The following is a 17,644-nucleotide window of genomic DNA, read 5'->3' as shown; positions in this document are numbered from 1 at the left end:
AGCAGGTTCTCGCCCGGAAGCCCCGGAGCACCGCGGATTTCCCCGCGCGCAGCGGACTCCGGAAGCACGCGTCGGCATGTTCCCTCCCGTGTGTCCACAGGTTGCCCCGGATTGCGTTCCATTTCTTGCCGTTTCCTGCCATTTCCCACGGTTTCCAACAATGAACTCCGCACTTCCCACACGCCGTCGGGATGGGCTTTCATCGTTCCCAAGCCGTTGCACAAGCCGGCTACCCAACACATCACACCCCATCGAAAGTAGCTCCCATGAAACTGCACCTGCCCCTGCTGAGCGTCGCGGCCGCCGTCGTCCTTGCGCTGACGGTGTCCGGCTGCGGCGGTGCAGCCGAAGCCGGACAAGCCAATCAGTCCGGCAACGAGGTCAAGGAACTCCGCTACCAGGGCTCAGCCAACAACGTGACCTTTCCTGAACTGGCCGCAGACCTGGGCTACCTGGGCGACGTGAAGCTGAACTGGGTGGGCAACACCACCAGCGGCCCGCAGGACATCCAGTCCGCAGCCACCAACCAGACCGACTTTGGCGGAGCGTTCTCCGGCGCAGTGGTGAAACTCATCGAAGCCGGGGCACCGGTCAAGGCAGTGACCAACTACTACGGCTCGGACGAGAAGACCTTCAGCGGCTACTACGTGAAGGCGGACAGCACCATCAAGCAACCACGTGACCTGATCGGCAAGAAGATCGCCGTCAACACCTTGGGTGCCCACCACGAAGCCGTCATCAACACCTACCTGACCAAGAACGGATTAAGCCAGGACGAGATCAAGCAGGTCCAGTTGGTCCCGCTGGCCCCCAACGACACCGAGGAAGCGATCCGTCGCGGCCAGGTGGACGCGGGAACGCTCGGCGGCGTGCTGCAGGACCGGGCCGTCGAAGCCGGCGGACTGCGTTCGTTGTTCAGCGACGTTGAGCTGTTCGGAAGCTTCGCGGGTGGCCAGATCGTGCTCCGCAACGACTTCATCGAAAAGAACCCCACCACCACGCGCACCTTCACCACCGGCGTTGCCAAAGCCATCAAGTGGGCAGCTGAAACACCCAAGGATGAAGTGATCGCCCGCTTCACCAAGATCATCGAAAGCCGCGGACGCAACGAAAGCACGGCCAACCTGAAGTTCTGGAAGAGCCCTGGCGTTCCGGACTCCGGCGTGATCAAGGACCAGGACTTCACGCGCTGGGAGGCCTGGCTTAACGCGGCCGGGATCGTGAAGGACAAGCTCAATCCGTCCAAGTACTACACCAACGAGTTCAACGACCTCGCTTCCAAGAAGGGATAACGATGACCGCGAAAACCAGCCTCCGCAACGTGACCAAACAATTCACCGTCAGGGCCACCAAGTCCGCTGCTGCCACAACCCTCACGGCCATCGATTCCCTGAGCCTGGACGTCCGCGAGGGCGAGTTCCTCACTTTGGTGGGGCCCAGCGGTTCCGGGAAAACCACGCTGTTGGACCTGCTTGCCGGACTCTCAACCCCGACATCAGGCGAGGTTCTGGTGGATGGCAAGCCCGTCACAGGACCCGGCAAGGACAGGGCGGTGGTGTTCCAGCAGTACGCGCTCTTTCCCTGGCGGACTGCCTCGGCCAACGTATCCATCGGGCTTGAGGGCCCCGGGCCGGACGGCAAGAAGCTCAACCGGCGCGAAAGGGCAGCGAAAGCCAAGGAGTACCTGGCGCTCGTGGGTCTGGCCGGATTCGAGGACCGGTATCCCCATGAACTCTCCGGCGGCATGAAGCAGCGCGTAGCAATTGCCCGCAGCCTCGCTTACGAACCTGACGTGTTGCTCATGGATGAACCTTTCGCGGCTTTGGATGCCCAGACCCGTGAGCAGCTGCAGGACGAACTGCTGCGGATCTGGAAAGCCACGGGGAAGACCATCGTGTTCATCACCCACGGCATCGACGAGGCCGTCTATCTCGGAGGGCGCGTTGCCGTGTTGAGCGCCCGACCGGGCCGGCTCAAGGAAATCGTGGACATCACTATCCCGGACCGCGACGGCGACGAGGACATCCGCTCCAATCCCGCGTTCGTCGAACACCGCCATCAGGTGTGGACCCTGCTGCACGACGAAGTCCGCCGTGCCCAGGACGCCGGGCACCGCAAGATCCTGCCCGACGGCAGCGCACCGGACGAACCGGCAACCATCACCACTGAAAGGAGCGCCGCCTGATGACCACAACGCTCACACCAACAGAAGCCCCGCCGCAGGCGATCGCCGCAGTTGACCCGAGTTCCGCCGTCGCGCCTTCCGTCCCGCAGGACGCACCAGTGAAACGTTCGACGCCGATCCTGGCCGCAGTGCGGCGGGTTGCCGCGACGGTTAGTTCCGGCGTCTGGAAATCCGCAGCGATCCTGGCGTTCCTGGCGTTGTGGGAGTTGGGACCGATTTACCTGGCCAGCCCGTCGACGCGCGTGTTCCTGCCGCCACTGCACGAAGTGCTGCTGGCGTGGAGCAAGCTTTTCGAAGCGGGAACCATCCAGGGCCATATCGCGGCCAGCCTCACCCGGTCTGTTGCCGGCTTCGGCGCGGCGCTGGTGGCCGGCGTTTCGCTGGGCCTGTTGATCGCTTGGTACGGCCGGCTGAACGCCGTCCTCAACCCCCTGCTGGAACTGTTCCGTAACACCGCTGCGCTGGCCCTCCTGCCGGTGTTCACGTTGCTGCTGGGCATCGGCGAGGAATCCAAGATCAGCATCGTGGCCTATGCCGCGTTCTTCCCAGTGCTCCTCAATACGATCGCCGGGGTGAAGACGGTGGACCCGCTGCTGATCCGGGCCGCGAGGTCGCTGGGCCTGAACAGCTTCCAGCTCTTCCAAAAGGTGATCCTACCTTCGGCTGTGCCCACCATCTTCACCGGCATCCGGATGGCCGGAACGGCGTCGATCCTGGTGCTGATCGCCGCCGAAATGGTGGGAGCCAAGGCAGGACTCGGCTACTTGATTGTCAACGCGCAGAGCAGCTTCCTGATCCCGGACATGTATGCGGGCATCCTGACGGTCTCGCTGCTGGGGCTCGGTGTGAACTTCCTGCTGGTGGCCCTTGAACGGCACTTCTCGCGCTGGCGCACCGCCGTCGGAGCAGACGCCTCCTGACCCCCTCCAAACCATCCTCGCGGCAACCGCCGCAACCATCACAACAAGTAAGGAAACGAAAACATGACCGTCATTACCGAAACCAAGCTCGAGTTCGCCAAGCTGGGTTCCCGCATCGGAGCCGAAATCCGCGGATTCGACATCAGCGGCGACCTCAGCCAGGACACCGTTACCCAGATCCGTGCCGCCCTCAATGAACACAAGGCCCTGGTGTTCCGCGAGGCCAACATCCTCAGTGACGAAGCCCAGGTGAAGTTCGCCGGCCACTTCGGCCCCCTGACCAAAGCCCACCCCACCGTTGCCTCGGTGGAAGGCGAAGAGAACGTCCTGCCCGTGGACAGCGAAAACGGGTCGGCCAACAACTGGCACACCGACGTCACGTTCGTGGTCAACCCGCCGCAAGCATCCACGCTGCGCAGCATCGACCTTCCGGCCTACGGCGGCGAAACGCTCATTGCCTCCTCTGCCGGCGCCTACCAGGACCTCCCGGAAGAGCTCCGCAACTTCGCGGATACGCTCTGGGCCATCCACACGAACGACTACGACTACTCGGTGCCAAAGAACCTGGAACACTCAAATGCCGAGGAGCGTCGCAAGGAGTTCACGCGTTTGAAGTTCGAAACTGCCCACCCGGTGGTTCGTGTCCACCCGTTGACCGGCGAGCGCGGATTGTTCATTGGGGGCTTCGCGCAGCGGCTTCGGATTGTGGGTTTGTCCAACACCGAATCGAAGGACATCATCCGGCTCCTGCAGGCCTACGTGACCCGCCCGGAGAACGTGGTCCGGGTGAACTGGGAACCGAACCAGGTGGTCTTGTTCGACAACCGCATCACCCAGCACTACGCTCCGGACAACTACGACGGCCAGCCGCGCAAGCTCAACCGCGTGACCATTGCCGGCGACATCCCGGTGGGCATCGACGGCAAACCCAGCCAGTCCATCCAGGGTGATTCGAGCACTTACTCCGCGGTGGCCCCTGTCGTTCCCGCATAGGAGCACTGATGTGTTGCTGTTGTAACCCAAGTAAGTCGCAGTTGTGCGCGTTTTGAGGCTTCATAACGCGCACAACTGCGACTCAGTTGGGTAAACGGGCGTTAGGGGATGTTGTTTCCCCGGGCCGCCACCCACAGGCCATACCACTCTGCCCGGGTCATTGCCGCGGCCACGGAAGGAGCATCCTCGCACGCAGCGATCCGCCCCGTGTTGGTGGTACCGATAACCGGAGAAATCCGGGCCGGGTGCCTCATGAGCCAGCCCAGCAGCACGGCTTCAGGTGTTGTTCCCTTCTCCCCTGCCAGGCGCTGAAGCATGTCGGACGTCACGGCTTCCGCGGCAGTCAGGCCAGCCGAAGGAGCACCTGTGTATCGCCCCTGGGCCATGGAACCGTACGCCTGGAGTTCGATCCCCTTCGCCATGCCGTGCTCCACAGTCCCGTGCGGAAAGCTGATGCCCAGGCCCTCGGTGTGGTTCACCAGGACCGTGCTCTCCAGCCAGTCCCGGCGCAACAGGCTCATTTCCAACTGGTTGGCCACGATCGGCGTTTCCAACCTGTCCTGCAGGTACTCGATCTGCGCACCGGACATATTGGACACACCCAGTTGCCGCACTTTGCCTTCAGCCATCAGCTGCCCGACGGCGTAGCCCACCTCGCGCGGGTCCATGAGCGGATCCGGCCGGTGAAGAAGGAGTATGTCCACGTAATCCGTCTGCAGCCTCTTCAGGCTCTCATTGACGCGTTCCACGATGGCTTCGCGGCTGAGGTCGTAGTGCGTGTCCAGCCCGCGTTCCCCCAACCTGATGCCGCATTTGGTCTGAAGCAGGATCTTTTCGCGCAAACCCTGCGAACGGGCGAGGACCTCCCCGAAAACGGCTTCGGATTTGCCGCTGCGGTAGATATCCGCATGGTCAAAAAGCTCGACGCCGATTCGCCGCGCTACCTCGATGGCTGCCGCGGCCTGCTCGATCTCAGCAGCACCGTAGCTTTCGCCGTCCCACGAGCCGCCAAGGCCCATGCAGCCGTAGATGAGGCGTCCCCGCCCGTTCACATGTGTCATTGACTTAGTAAATCAGTCGTGGACGCTTACGCGCCGCGGACGATCCACGCGGTGGTGTTTGCCGGCAGCTTGCCGTCTTCCAAAGGACCGCTGCTCACGACGACGGACCCCTCGGGAAGTGCCACGGCTTCGGTGCCGAAGTTGGTCACCGTAGCCCAGCCACCCGGGCGGTTGAAGTGCAGCACGTCCGGGTTGCCGGTCTTGACCCATTCGAGCTCCTCAGCGGCCTGCAGTTCGCGCCGAAGCTTCAGTGCCTTGCGGTACAGCTCCAATGTGGAGCCCGCCACGCCGTCCTGCGCAGAGACCGCGTACCCCTGGAACCAGTCCGGCTGCGGAAGGTGAGCCGGACCGTCGCCGAAGCCGAAGGAGGATCCCTCTGCAGTCCACGGCAAGGGCACACGGCAACCATCGCGACCAATCTCCACGCCCTTGTTGCGGAAGAACGACGGATCCTGACGCTCGTCATCGGAAATCTCCGTGACCTCGCGCAACCCAAGTTCCTCACCTTGGTACAGGTAAGCCGAACCGGGCAGAGCAAGCAGGAGCAGCGAAGCGGCCCGGGCGCGGCGCAAGCCCAATTCGATGTCCAGCTCCTCAGCCGGAGCCCCGGCCAGAAGCCATCCCTTGCCGTCCTGGCCCTTGGGTTCCTTGGACGTGACGTCCTGGGCGGCGTTGGTTCCCTGGGCCACGGAACCGCCCTTGGGCAGCCCGTAGCGCGTGGCGTGTCGAACAACATCGTGGTTGGAGAACACCCATGTGGAGGACGCTCCCGTTTCCTTCGCCGCGATGAGGTTGTCCGTGATGATCTTCTTGAAGGCTTTCGCTTCAAAATCGGCCTGCAGGAGGTCGAAGTTGAATGCCTGGCCAAGTCCTTCCGGGCTCGCGTACCGTGCACGGCGGGTCTCGTGGACCCATGCTTCGGCAACCGCGGTGCGCGGCGGGTTGTACTCATTGAAGAGCTTGCGCCACTCGGCGTAGACCTCGTGGACTTCGTCGCGGTCCCAGAACGGGTGTGAACCGTCCACGAAGCCGTCGGTCCCGTGAGCGCGGGCTTCGAGCTCTGCCTTCATCGGCAGCGGCTCGGAAAGATCCTTTGCCATGCCGTGCGCGACGTCGATGCGGAATCCGTCCACGCCGCGGTCCGACCAGAAGCGCAGGGTCTTCAGGAAGTCTTCGCGGACCTCCGGGTTGTCCCAGTTAAAGTCCGGCTGTTCCTTGGCAAAGATGTGCATGTACCACTGGCCGGGGGTGCCGTCAGGCTCGGTGATGCGGTCCCAGATGGGTCCGCCGAAGACGGAGTCCCAGTCGGACGGCGGCAGCTCGCCATTCTTGCCCCTGCCGTCGCGGAAGATGTAGCGCTCGCGTGCAGCCGAGCCCTTGGGCGACGCCAGTGCTTCCTTGAACCACTCATGGCGGTCGGAAGAGTGGTTTGGCACGATGTCGGCGACGAGCTTGATGCCCGCAGCGTGCAAAGCCGCCGCCATCTCGTCGAAGTCCTCCAGCGTTCCCAGCTTGGGGTCCACGTTGCGGTAGTCATCGACGTCGTAGCCGCCGTCAGCGAGTGCTGAAGGGTAGAACGGGCTCAGCCATACGGCGTCGATCCCGAGTTCCTTCAGGTAAGGAACCTTGGCCGTAATCCCCTTGATGTCGCCGATGCCGTCTCCGTTGGAGTCGGCGAAGCTGCGCGGGTAGATCTGGTAGACAGCTGCCTGCCGCCACCAGTTCGGATCGGCCATGCGCTCTGCGTCTGTGCGGTGTGCGTGCGTGGCGGAGGTGCTCACGAAACTCCTTTGATTTAGATTCTAAATTTATGTCCCGAACCAGTATGAAACGCCGGACGCGGAAGGTCAACAAGTGGTTAGCCCTTGACGGCACCCTGGGTGACGCCGGCCATGACCCACCGCTGTGTAAACAGGTATGCAACGATCGCGGGCGCCATCGCCATCAGGTAGGACGCGAAGGACACGTGGTAGTTGTTGCTGAACTGGGTCTGGAACAGGTTTTGCCGTACCGGAAGTGTCTGCAGCGCCGGATCGGAAATAATCAGCGAGGGCATCATGAAGTCGTTCCACGCATAGAGGAAGGCGAAGATTCCCACGGTGGCACTCATCGGCGCCAGCAGGGGGAAGATCAGCTTCCAGAAGGTCTGCCACGTTGTAGCTCCGTCTATCCTGGCGCTCTCTTCCAGTTCCATTGGGATCGAACGGAGAAACGCGGTGAAGAGCAGCACGCTGAAGCTCAGCTGGAACATGGTGGCCAGCAGGATTACGCCGAGCGGGTTGTCCAGGCCGAGGCGACCGGTGAGCTGGATTTGTGGCAGCGCCACCACCGGGAATGGAATGAACATGGCACCAAGAAGGTAGAAGAACGAGTACCTGAAAAGCCGGCGTTCCCAGTTGCGCACAATCGCATACGAGGCGAACGCAGCCAGAACGATGGTTGCCAGGACAGTCCCCGCGGTCACGAGCAATGACATCGCGGCACCCACAGGGAAGTTGGTCAAAGTCCAGGCCTGGATGAAACCGTCGAGGCTGAACGGCGCGGGGAACGAGAAGGCGTTGCCATCCACAGCCTGGCCCTGGGTCTTGAACGCCATGGAGATCGTGACATAGAGGGGAAGAAGCACAGTAACCGTGCACAAGACGAGGATGGTGGTGGCCGACCAGTTCACTCGTTCCACCTTCAGAGCGGACCGGCGCCGGCCGGTTCCGGCTTTGACGGCCTGGGTGTCGGAGGAGTCCTCGATGGCGAGTGTGGCTTGATTGGTCATCAGAGTGCATTCCGTCCGCGAGTCAGCGAAAGCTGTACGAGAGAGATAACGATGGCGACCACGAAGAAGATCGTCGCGTTGGCCATCTGGTAGGCGTAGTCGCCGCCATTGAAGCCGGCAATGACCGTCATTGCGATGCTTCTGGTTGAGGTTCCCGGACCGCCGTTGGTCAGGCCGACGATGATGTCATACGCGTTCAGGAATCCCTTGAACCCGAGAATGATGTTGATCACCACGTAGCCGGACACCAGCGGGAGCGTGATCTTGAGCAGTTGCTGGAACTTGCTCGCGCCGTCGATTTCCGCGGCTTCGTAAACATCTCCAGGCACCGCGACAAGGCCAGCAATGTAGATAAGCAGCGCACCGGGCACTGCCTGCCAGGCCGTGACGAGGACGATGGCAACCCACGCAAGGTCGGGATTCGCCAGCAGGCTGCTTTCCAGCCACGGGATCCCTGCAGCAGCACCGAGAGCTGGCAGGGAGTTCGAAAACAGGAAGTTGAAGACGTAGGCGATGATGATGCCGGAAACCACCATGGGAATGACAAAGATGGTTCGCAGTGCCGACTTCATGCGAATGCGAGACGTTAGTCCGACGGCCAGGAGGAACGCGACAACGTTAACGGCAATCACCGCGACGATGGAGAACCCAAAAGTAAACAGGTAGCTCTGCAGGATGGCGGGATCGCTGAAGATCGCGATGTAGTTGGTCAGGCCGGTGAACTCCCAGTCACCGATTCCAATGGAGTCCGTGAAACTAAAGAAAATGCCGATGATGCCCGGAATCGTGATGGCCAGGGTGAACAGGACAAGGCTGGGCACCAGGAAAAGGTAGAAAATCGGTTCGACCCGGCGCCTGCTGCTGCGTTGCTTTTTGGGGACCTCAACGGACGTTGTTGGGGTGGTGATGATGGACATGGTTTTGACTCCCTGGTTCTGCACTACTGGCGGAACGCCAGGCGCGCCCAATCTGCGTCGAGTGTGCTGAGGGTGGATGCAGGGGTTGCGCCGAACACGAGTGCCTGCGTGTAGTTCATGATCGGAATGGTGCGCGGTACCAGCACGGACGGGCCCTGGTAAACCTTGCCTTGGTCGTAGTACTCCACCATCCCTTCGATCCTGGGGTCAGGAACACCTGCAGAATCCTTGGTTGGCGTGAAGCCCAATTGCGACTTGTTATAGGCATCGATCACTTCAGGCCGGTACAGGTACTCAAGGAAGTCATGTGCAGCCTCCTTGTGCTTGGATGTCTCCGGGATCCAGGCCGCGAGGTCGACATTGACGCGGACCCGCAGGTTCTCGGGGTCCTCGGTCATGGGCAGCGGAAAGGTTCCAAGCGACAGGCCAGGGGCCGTCTTGGAGATTTCACTGAATGCCCACGGGCCTTGGAGGTACATGGCCGCCGCCCCTTGTGAGAACGCGAGGTTGCCGTCCCCGTAAGCCCGGCTTGCAGCGTCCTTGTTGACGTAGTTCTTTGCGAGCTTCAGCATCTTGGCGACGGGCTGCTCGAAGTCCTTCTGGAAGGACACCGGGGAATCCGGACCGACGTCCACCCCTGCCGCCGAAAGCTTCTTGAAGAAGTCGATAGTGTCCAGCTGGCCGCCTGCAGAGTAGTCAAACCACCCCTGGGCGATGGTCCAGTCGTCCTTCCACGTGGCATAGAAGGGCGTCACTCCAGCGGCTTTCAGCTTTTCGCACGCTGCGAGCAACTCGCTCCAGGTGGTCGGCACGGTGATGTTGTGCTTGGCGAAGATCTCCTTGTTGTAGATCACCGAGGACGCCATGACCGAGTACGGCAGGGCGCTGGTCCGGCCAGGGTAGGAACCGTACTGGTCCATCAGTGGCTGGAGGTCCTCACGTATACGGGATGCCGCGTCCGTACCGGACAGGTCGCTCAACGCTCCACGCTGCACGAACCGGGAAGTTTCCATGTTGTAGTTGGCCAGTGCAATGTCCGGCGGATTGCCGCGAACGAAACTCGCGGATACGACGTCGACGCCCGACGTGTCCAGGACAACCTGGGTGTCGTCCTGCGAGGCGTTGTAGTCGGCCACGAGCTTGGTCATGAACCCGATTGCTTCCCTCTTGCTGAAGGTGAAACGGATCGTCTCCTTGCCCGACTCCCCGGTGCAGCCTGAGAGAAGGCCGGCAAGCAGTGCCAGTCCCAGACCCATGGCCGCGAAGCGTTTCCCGCGTGTCATTTTCAGAGACACCGTAACCCTTTCGTCTTGCGGACCTCAGTGGCCGCATTTCCATCGCGCGGCGGTCAGTGTGCAACGCCGCCCGAAGTTTAGATAGGAGATAAATTTATGACCTAGCGCTAATGATCATGAGTGATGCGCGCCACATGGTCAAGCTTTGGGGGAAATGCGTCGTCATCTAAATTTATGCTCTAAATTTAGAGAGACTGTTCTATCGTTCCGATGGACTGCTGGAGAAGTAGGAGCACAGAATGCTGACCGGGACTGCGCCGTCAACCCAACTGGTACGCCGGGTGAATGCCGGCGCGATGCTTAAGGCGATGCGCGGTGCCGGCGTCGTGACCGGCACCGACTTGATGGCTTCCACCGGGCTCTCGCGTGCCACCGTGATCTCGATCTGCGATGAACTCGTCCAGCTCGGGTGGCTCCAGGAACTGGAGAACCAGCGAGGTGCCGGAGACTACGTCAAGGGCAGGCCGGCGCGCCGTTTCGTTTTCGACGACAGTGCGGCCAGCGTGATCGGAATCGACATCGGCGCCAACAAGATCACGGCGATCGTGGCTGACATGGCCGGAAAGTCTTTGTCCCAGGTCACGATGCCTTTCCGGGCGTACAACGTCCCTGCCGATGAGCGTGCCGATGTGCTGGACCGGATCGCGGCTGATGCCTTGGAGAAAGCCGGTGAATCCGCAGACTCCGTTCTTGCCGTATCTGTTGGAGTGGCCGCCCCGGTCAGCCGCGACGGTCAAGTCCTCACAGCCCAGGAGTTCTGGAAGTCCTTTGATGTCCGCCGGATAGTGTCGGAGCGGCATGGTTGGCAGGTACTACTTGAAAACGACGCCAACCTCGCAGCCCTGGCAGAAGGGTGGCAGGGCACTGCGCAGGGAGTCGACAACCTCGTGGTCATGCTCGCCGGCGACCGCCTGGGCTCAGGCATCCTTGAATCCGGCCGTTTGCTTCATGGGCAGCTTGGTGGCTTTGGGGAACTGGGATATCTCGACAATCTGGAGGGCGTAGGCGACACCTATGGCATCGCCCATTACGCTGCAATGTGGGGGCGGGAGGCGCTTGACGAGGATGCCGCGTCGATGCTGCGCGCACTCTGCGGTGGTGATCCCACAGCCCTGACCGCAGAGATGGTGTTCAAGGCAGCCGCGGACGGTGACGCCGCTGCCCGTAAGGCGCTGGACCGCGTGGCGCACCGCATGGCACGGGTCATCGGCTCAATCAGCACCTTGGTCAACCCCGAGCTGGTGGTTATTGCGGGAGGGGTCGCAGCTTCTGCCCACGCCCTGATTCCGGAAATCGGGAAACAGTTGCCGGCCTTCACGTTCACTCCCCCACGCCTGACGACCTCCGCCCTCGGAGATGGCATCGTGTCCCTCGGAGCAATCCGCCACGCCCTGGACTACGTCGAAGAGCATGCACTGGACCTCTACCCCGCGTCATTGCCGAAACACGCGGGTGCTTCCTAGCCCTGCCTCGGGCTCCACCACCTGGACTGCTGGAATCGCTACTCCGGCATGGACATGGTGCGCAGATCCAGCTGCCTGAGGACGCGGTCCGCCACCTCCGGGTCGGTTCCGGGTTCGTTTCGGGCAGACACCACTTCCTGGCGTGCAGCATCCAAAGCAATCGTCTGCACCGCGATGGCCAGCTCCCGTCCGCGCTGCCGCTTCTCGGAGGCGGACTCATTCCGCAACGAACCATCCAGCAGCTCAGCGTGAAGCCGGCGCATCTTTTCCTTGACAAGGGCAACCTTGTCGGCAGGAAGTTCCTTCATGAGGTCATGGTCCTTCAACGCGGCCACCGCGGCCGACTGAGCCCTCTTGGCCAACTCACGGGCGGCGTCCTTCTCGTGTGAGCCATCCTCAGTGGCATCCAGGACGCGCATGAGCCATGGCAGGGTCAGCCCGGGCAGCACCAGGGTTGCCAGAAGCACGGCGCAGGCAATCACCAGGATTTCGTGCCGGGCCGGGAAGTCACTGCCATCGGGCAACGTCAGTGGGAGCGCCAAGGCGAGGGCAAGGGTGGCCAAACCCCGCATGCCACACCACGTCAGGATCAACACTTCCTTGGGCGACGTGGGCTGCAGGAGGTTCCTGCGCTTCCGGGCTGTCACCGCAAGCAGGCTGAGCCACAGGTACCGCACGACGAACACGAGGATGCAGATCACCACGGCCATGCCGATCATCCCAAAGATCGCGGTTCCTTCGTCGCGGATGACGTGGCGGATCTCCAGCCCCACCAGGCCGAAGGCCAGGCCGGTCGCCAGCAGCTCCACCACATCCCAGAAGGCTGTCTGGGTGATGCGCTCGGCAGCGTCCTGCGGCCGGGCATGGCGCTGCAGTTCCAGGGCGGTCACGACGACGGCCACCACACCTGAGGCGTGCAGCTCTTCCGCAAGGATGTACGCGGCGAACGGGACCACCAGCGTCACGGCGCTCCTGGCCACCATGGAGGTGACGAGCTTGGTGATGAATTTGGTCAACCAGCCCATGGCAATGCCGATCACCACCGCCAACGCCGCACCAATGACGAATTGGACGATCACGTTCGGACCGACTTCGCTACCCGAAACGGTGGCGGCAACCGCGGCCTGGAAGATGACGATTGCTGCGGCGTCATTGAACAAGCCTTCACTCTGGAGGACCGTAATGAGGCGGCGCGGCATGTGGACGCGTCCGGCCACCGACTCGACGGCGACAGGATCCGGAGGCGCCACCATGGCGCCCAGGGCGATCGCAGCCGGAATGCCGATGCCCGGGATCATGAGCCAGGCAGCACCGGCCACCACGGCGGTGGACACTACTACCAGTGCCACAGCCATCAGCAGCAAGGTCCGCCAGCGCACCCGGAAGACCGCCCAAGAGCTCTTTTGGGCCGTTGCGAAGAGCAGCGGTGGCAGGAAGATCGGCAGGATCAGTTCCGGGGAGATCTCAAACTCGGGAAAGCCCGGGATGAAGGTCAGCGCCACTGCCAGGAGCAGCATGAGCACAGGGTACGGGAGCCGGAGTTTGTCCCCCAAACCCACTGCCACCACTGTTGCAAGCAGCAATCCGACGATGAGCGCCAGCTGATCCATATTTTCGCTTCCCCAGGAGTTGTCAGGCATGTCCGCGGACCAAGCCGCGATAGCTTCCTACCAAACATATCCCGGGCCGGGGTTCACTCCCCCGTTAGCGCGTCCACGACGTCAACCGTTCCATCCTTGAACGTGATGGTGCGGTGAATTGTCTCCGGCAGCTCCAGGACGGCCGCCGCAACCAAGGCCACATTGCCACGCGAAGTCTGGGTGTCCGCGCCTGCGGGGTCCGTCTCAATGAGGCCTGTCGCCTGTTCCTCCGTCAGCGTTCCCGGACCAAGGACAGTCCAGTCGAGGCCCGTGTTCCGAAGGTACTCATCAGCGGCCGCTTTCGACTCGGCGTAGGCGAAGAACGGGTGGTCAGCGGGCACTCCGTGGTCCGTTGCCGCGCCGATGTAGGACACCATGACGTACCGCTGGATACCGGCCTCTGCGGCGGCGTCCATCGACCGGATGGCAGCATCCCGATCCACAGCATAGGTTCTGGCCGGGTTGCCGCCGCCGGCCCCTGCGGACCAGACCACGGAGTCGTGGCCCTTCAATGCTTCGGCCAGTTCCGCCGTCGTCGAATGTTCAACATCAAGCACGAGCGCTTCGGCGCCGGTGTCCGTGATGTCCGCCACATGGTCGGGATTTCGGATGAAAGACGTGACGTCGTGACCTTCGCCACTCAGGATTCGGGACAGATGGAGGGCCACTTTGCCGTGGCCGCCAATGATCGCGATTCGGCTCATGGACCCATTCTGTCCCAGATGGGAAGTTGGCGCAGACAGGTGAAATGCAAAAAGACCCCGCAGACGATGCTGCGGGGTCTTGCTCTGTAGCGGTGGGGAGGCTCGATCTCCCGACCTCACGATTATGAGTCGTGCGCTCTAACCAACTGAGCTACACCGCCACGAATGAGAAAAACCTGTGTCAAGCCGGTCAAAACCGCCTTGACACAGGCCCTCATTCAGAGCCCCCCACCGGAATCGATCCGGTGACCTCGTTCTTACCAAGAACGCGCTCTACCACTGAGCTAGGGGGGCAACGAGTAAATACTCTACCGGACGTTTTCAGAAGCTACAAATCGGCCAGGAGGCAGCGAAAAACGGCGCCGACACAATTTGCGAAGCCGCCATTTTCCTGATCCAGATACGGCCAAAAACTACGGCAAGCGAAGCACCTGGCCGGGGTAAATGAGGTCCGGGTTGGGTACCGTATCGGCGTTGGCTGCGATCAGCGCGCCGAGGTCCACTCCGAACTGGACGGCGATTCCGCTCAGTGTGTCGCCCGGCTCCACCACAACCTCGGTCACCTGTGCTGCTGGAGCCTGCTGAGCGGCCGCCTGTTGCGCTGCCGCGGCCTCGTGCTCCTCCTGGGCGGCTGCGGCCTCCGCTGCCGCCTGCTGGGCTGCCTGGGCCCCGGCATAGTCTGCTGTTTCCTGCTCGACGGCGGCCTGCGCGGTTGCCGCTTCTGCCGCGGCCCGGTCAGCGGCTGCTGCCTCGACTGCGGCGGCGTCTGCAGCGGCCTGGTCGACGGCGGATTGGTCAGGGGCTGTTTGGTCAGTGGCGGACGGCCCGGAGTCGTTGCTTTCAGCTACTGCGGGGCCTGCCTCGATTCCGGCGTCGTGGACCTCGGCCGCCGGTGCAGCAGGAGCCTCAGCGGCCGGCGCTTCCGGCTCCTTGTGATCCTTGCGGTCTTTGTCGGGGAATCCGAGGTTCTTCTTCAGGTTGTCCAGCAATCCCATGGAGCACTCTCCTACGTTTGCTTGCGGTCCTGCACCGATCCGCTGCCACGCCGTTCGTAGCACCTCGATCGTACGGCTGCCCCCGGTCTGTTCCAAGGGATTTGTCCGCATCGGCTGGCACGGTCCATGGCCTTAAACACATCAGGGGCCGGCTCGAAAGCCGGCCCCTGACGGGAACTACTTAGTGTTTACCACTTGCCCTTGCGGTTGAAATCGCGGTGTCCGCCTTCGCCGCCACTGCGGGGCTTGCGGGCGCCATCACCGTGGCCACCGAAGCGGGAGCCGCTGGCCTGGCCGCGATCGCGGTCGCCGAAGCTGCCTGCGGTGCGCTCGGAGCGGTCGCTGTAGGAGCGGCCACCACGGTCAGCGGAGGTACGCTCGCCGCCTTCGGACTTACGGAAGTCCTTCTTGAAGCCACCGGTGCCCTTGAAGTTTCCACCACCACGGTTTTCGCGGTCACCGTAGCCACCGCGTCCACCGCCCTGGTAGCTGCCACGCTCGCTGTTGGGCTTGCGGCCGTTGTCCAGCTCGAGGTGGATCAGTTCGCCACCGATACGGGTGCGGGACAGTGCACGCAACTGCTCGGGGCTGAGGTCTGCCGGGAGCTCCACCAGGGAGTGGTCCGAGCGGATGTCGATGCCGCCGATCTGTGCCGAGGAGATGCCACCTTCGTTGGCAATGGCGCCAACGATCGAGCCCGGCATGACGCGCTGACGGCGTCCAACCGCGATCCGGTACGTGGCGTTGCCCTCGGTGAGCGCACGGGTCGGGCCACGGGAGCCGAAGCCGTCCTTGGAGCGCTCGCGCTTCTGGTATTCAGGAGCTGCAGGCAGTTCCTTGACCAGCAAGGGCTGTCCACCCTGGGCCATGACGGCCAGTGCAGCAGCGATCTCCGAGGCCGGCACGTTGTGCTCTTCCTCGTAGGAGGAGATGAGATCGCGGAACGCTGCAACATCCTCGGACTCGAGGGTCTCGGTGATGCGCTCGGCGAACTTGCCCAGGCGCAGCGTGTTCACGGTCTCGGCCGTGGGCAGGTGCATCTGCTCCACCGGCTGGCGGGTGGCCTTCTCGATGGAACGCAGCAGGTACTTCTCGCGCGGCGTCATGAACAGGATGGCGTCACCTGAACGGCCTGCACGGCCCGTGCGGCCAATGCGGTGCACGTAGGACTCGGTGTCGTGCGGGATGTCGTAGTTGATGACGTGGCTGATGCGCTCAACGTCAAGACCACGGGCTGCGACGTCGGTAGCAACCAGGATGTCGATGCGGCCTTCCTTCAGCGCGTCGACAGTGCGTTCGCGCTGCTGCTGCGGGATGTCGCCGTTGATGGCGGCAGCCTGGAAACCACGGGCCTTCAGCTTGTCAGCCAGGTCCTCGGTAGCCATCTTGGTGCGCACGAAGGCGATGACGCCGTCGAAGTCTTCAACTTCAAGGATGCGGGTCAGCGCATCCAGCTTGTGCGGGCCCATGACCTGCAGGTAGCGCTGCTTGGTGTTGGCTCCGGTGGTGGTCTTGGACTTCACCGAAATTTCAGCCGGGTTGTTCAGGTACTGCTTGGACATGCGGCGGATCTGGCCCGGCATGGTGGCAGAGAACAGCGCAACCTGGCGGGTTTCCGGAGTCTGCTGGAAGATCTGCTCGACGTCATCGGCAAAGCCCATGCGCAGCATTTCGTCAGCTTCGTCGAGGACCAGGTACTGAAGCTCGGACAGGTCCAGGGAACCCTTGGCGATGTGGTCGATCACGCGGCCGGGGGTACCAACAACAACCTGTGCACCGCGGCGAAGGCCGGCGAGCTGCGGGCCATATGCGGAACCACCGTAAACGGGGAGCACCGTGAAGTCGTCAATGTGCTTGGCGTAGGAGGTGAATGCCTCGGCAACCTGGAGGGCGAGCTCACGCGTCGGAGCCAGGACCAGGGCCTGGGTCTTGCGGGACGGGCCGTTGAGGTCGTGGAGTTCAGCAAGGCGGGACAGGGCCGGAACAGCGAAAGCTGCGGTCTTGCCGGTACCGGTCTGGGCCAGGCCTACGACGTCGCGGCCTTCAAGCAGCAGCGGGATGGTGGCTGCCTGGATGGGGGACGGCTTTTCGTAGCCGACATCCTGCAGGGCGGCCAGAACGCGTCCGTCGATGCCGAGATCGACGAAGCGGACGCCTTCTTCTTCCTCTTCTTCTGCCTTGGGAGCAGGAGCTTCGGTGAAGGCGGGGGCTGCAGACTCTGCTGCAGGGGTCTCGACGGCGGCGGTTGCCGGCGCTTCGGCGGGGGCGCTGGTCTCTGCTACTTCAGCAAGGGGGGCTGCTTCAGCAGACTCGGCGTTCGGGGCGTCGAAGTTTTCGTTGAGATTCTCGGTCATAGGGGGAAATTCCTCATCCATAGGGCAGTCGGCGCGGCCCGGTTGGGCTTGGCCGCAGTACACGTTGCGAAGAACGGGGCATGGTGCCCTGCTGCTCGCAAGAAGTCCGGCGCTGTCGCAATCCCATGGCAGGACTTCCCGCTGCATCTCTTGGCTGCTATCCCAGCAGTCTGTACAGCGTTTTCTTTAGCCGGCTCTCCCTATGAAAATGCCCGCACACATTTTGCGGGCCCCAACACTTACCAGTCCTGCCTCAAAAATTGGGCAGGAGAAAGGGAATTCCGGAGTGGGGGATAGTTCAATTGTAGGGCACAGATTAGCGCCCTGGTGACACAACTGTCGACGAC

Annotated in this window: 14 protein-coding genes and 2 tRNA genes; 5 read left to right on the top strand and 11 right to left on the bottom strand. The window is 62.6% G+C overall.

Annotation, left to right across the window (positions count from 1 at the left end):
• The first annotated feature begins 266 nt into the window (after positions 1-266).
• The 4 genes from ACIQC5_RS01760 (at position 267) to ACIQC5_RS01745 (ending at position 4,098) form a co-directional block, all read left to right on the top strand.
• On the top strand, positions 267-1,292 hold the full coding sequence (locus ACIQC5_RS01760) for an ABC transporter substrate-binding protein (protein WP_400277991.1): 1,026 nt from the start codon (positions 267-269) through the stop codon (positions 1,290-1,292).
• Positions 1,293-1,294: 2 nt separating this feature from the next.
• Positions 1,295-2,185, top strand: a complete 891-nt coding sequence (locus tag ACIQC5_RS01755; RefSeq protein ID WP_400277989.1) for an ABC transporter ATP-binding protein — start codon at positions 1,295-1,297, stop codon at positions 2,183-2,185.
• Positions 2,185-3,105 carry an ABC transporter permease gene (locus tag ACIQC5_RS01750; RefSeq protein ID WP_400277988.1) on the top strand — a complete coding sequence of 307 codons (921 nt, stop codon included), beginning with the start codon at positions 2,185-2,187 and terminating at the stop codon, positions 3,103-3,105. The genes ACIQC5_RS01755 and ACIQC5_RS01750 overlap by 1 nt, the downstream gene beginning before the upstream one ends.
• 63 nt (positions 3,106-3,168) lie before the next feature.
• Complete coding sequence (locus ACIQC5_RS01745; RefSeq protein WP_400277987.1) at positions 3,169-4,098, top strand: TauD/TfdA dioxygenase family protein; 930 nt, start codon at positions 3,169-3,171, stop codon at positions 4,096-4,098.
• A gap of 101 nt (positions 4,099-4,199) precedes the next feature.
• On the opposite strand, the gene ACIQC5_RS01740 is transcribed toward ACIQC5_RS01745, so the two are convergent.
• The 5 genes from ACIQC5_RS01740 to ACIQC5_RS01720 all read right to left on the bottom strand — a co-directional run bounded on the left by ACIQC5_RS01740 (position 4,200) and on the right by ACIQC5_RS01720 (position 10,129).
• Positions 4,200-5,159 (bottom strand): aldo/keto reductase family oxidoreductase, encoded by a 960-nt coding sequence (locus tag ACIQC5_RS01740; protein WP_400277985.1) that lies wholly within the window; start codon positions 5,157-5,159, stop codon positions 4,200-4,202.
• 26 nt (positions 5,160-5,185) lie between these two features.
• Entirely contained in the window at positions 5,186-6,940 is a 1,755-nt protein-coding gene (locus tag ACIQC5_RS01735) for a glycoside hydrolase family 13 protein (protein ID WP_400277984.1), read from the bottom strand.
• Positions 6,941-7,017: 77 nt separating this feature from the next.
• Positions 7,018-7,929, bottom strand: coding sequence for a carbohydrate ABC transporter permease (locus ACIQC5_RS01730; RefSeq protein ID WP_400277982.1), 912 nt, complete (start codon positions 7,927-7,929; stop codon positions 7,018-7,020).
• Complete coding sequence (locus ACIQC5_RS01725; RefSeq protein WP_400277981.1) at positions 7,929-8,846, bottom strand: carbohydrate ABC transporter permease; 918 nt, start codon at positions 8,844-8,846, stop codon at positions 7,929-7,931. The genes ACIQC5_RS01730 and ACIQC5_RS01725 overlap by 1 nt, the downstream gene beginning before the upstream one ends.
• A gap of 23 nt (positions 8,847-8,869) precedes the next feature.
• Positions 8,870-10,129, bottom strand: a complete 1,260-nt coding sequence (locus tag ACIQC5_RS01720; RefSeq protein WP_400277979.1) for an ABC transporter substrate-binding protein — start codon at positions 10,127-10,129, stop codon at positions 8,870-8,872.
• A 251-nt stretch (positions 10,130-10,380) separates the two neighbouring features.
• Here ACIQC5_RS01720 and ACIQC5_RS01715 point away from each other — a divergent pair, with 251 nt between their 5' ends.
• Entirely contained in the window at positions 10,381-11,604 is a 1,224-nt protein-coding gene (locus ACIQC5_RS01715; RefSeq protein WP_400277977.1) for an ROK family protein, read from the top strand.
• A 38-nt stretch (positions 11,605-11,642) separates the two neighbouring features.
• Here ACIQC5_RS01715 and ACIQC5_RS01710 read toward each other — a convergent pair whose 3' ends face one another.
• The 6 genes from ACIQC5_RS01710 to ACIQC5_RS01685 all read right to left on the bottom strand — a co-directional run bounded on the left by ACIQC5_RS01710 (position 11,643) and on the right by ACIQC5_RS01685 (position 17,297).
• Positions 11,643-13,214, bottom strand: coding sequence for a Na+/H+ antiporter (locus ACIQC5_RS01710; protein WP_400278676.1), 1,572 nt, complete (start codon positions 13,212-13,214; stop codon positions 11,643-11,645).
• A gap of 83 nt (positions 13,215-13,297) precedes the next feature.
• On the bottom strand, positions 13,298-13,948 hold the full coding sequence (locus tag ACIQC5_RS01705) for an SDR family oxidoreductase (RefSeq protein ID WP_400277976.1): 651 nt from the start codon (positions 13,946-13,948) through the stop codon (positions 13,298-13,300).
• A gap of 87 nt (positions 13,949-14,035) precedes the next feature.
• A tRNA-Met gene (locus ACIQC5_RS01700) sits at positions 14,036-14,109 on the bottom strand.
• Between the two features lie 61 nt (positions 14,110-14,170).
• Positions 14,171-14,242, bottom strand: a tRNA-Thr gene (locus tag ACIQC5_RS01695).
• Positions 14,243-14,361: 119 nt separating this feature from the next.
• Positions 14,362-14,943 carry a LysM peptidoglycan-binding domain-containing protein gene (locus ACIQC5_RS01690; protein ID WP_400277975.1) on the bottom strand — a complete coding sequence of 194 codons (582 nt, stop codon included), beginning with the start codon at positions 14,941-14,943 and terminating at the stop codon, positions 14,362-14,364.
• 188 nt (positions 14,944-15,131) lie between these two features.
• Entirely contained in the window at positions 15,132-17,297 is a 2,166-nt protein-coding gene (locus ACIQC5_RS01685; RefSeq protein WP_400277974.1) for a DEAD/DEAH box helicase, read from the bottom strand.
• Between the last annotated feature and the right edge of the window lie 347 nt (positions 17,298-17,644).

This window comes from Paenarthrobacter sp. NPDC092416 (genome assembly GCF_044755025.1).
Classification (GTDB): domain Bacteria; phylum Actinomycetota; class Actinomycetes; order Actinomycetales; family Micrococcaceae; genus Arthrobacter.
Note: the sequence above shows the minus strand (reverse complement) of the source record. Positions and strands in the feature narration are given on the sequence as shown.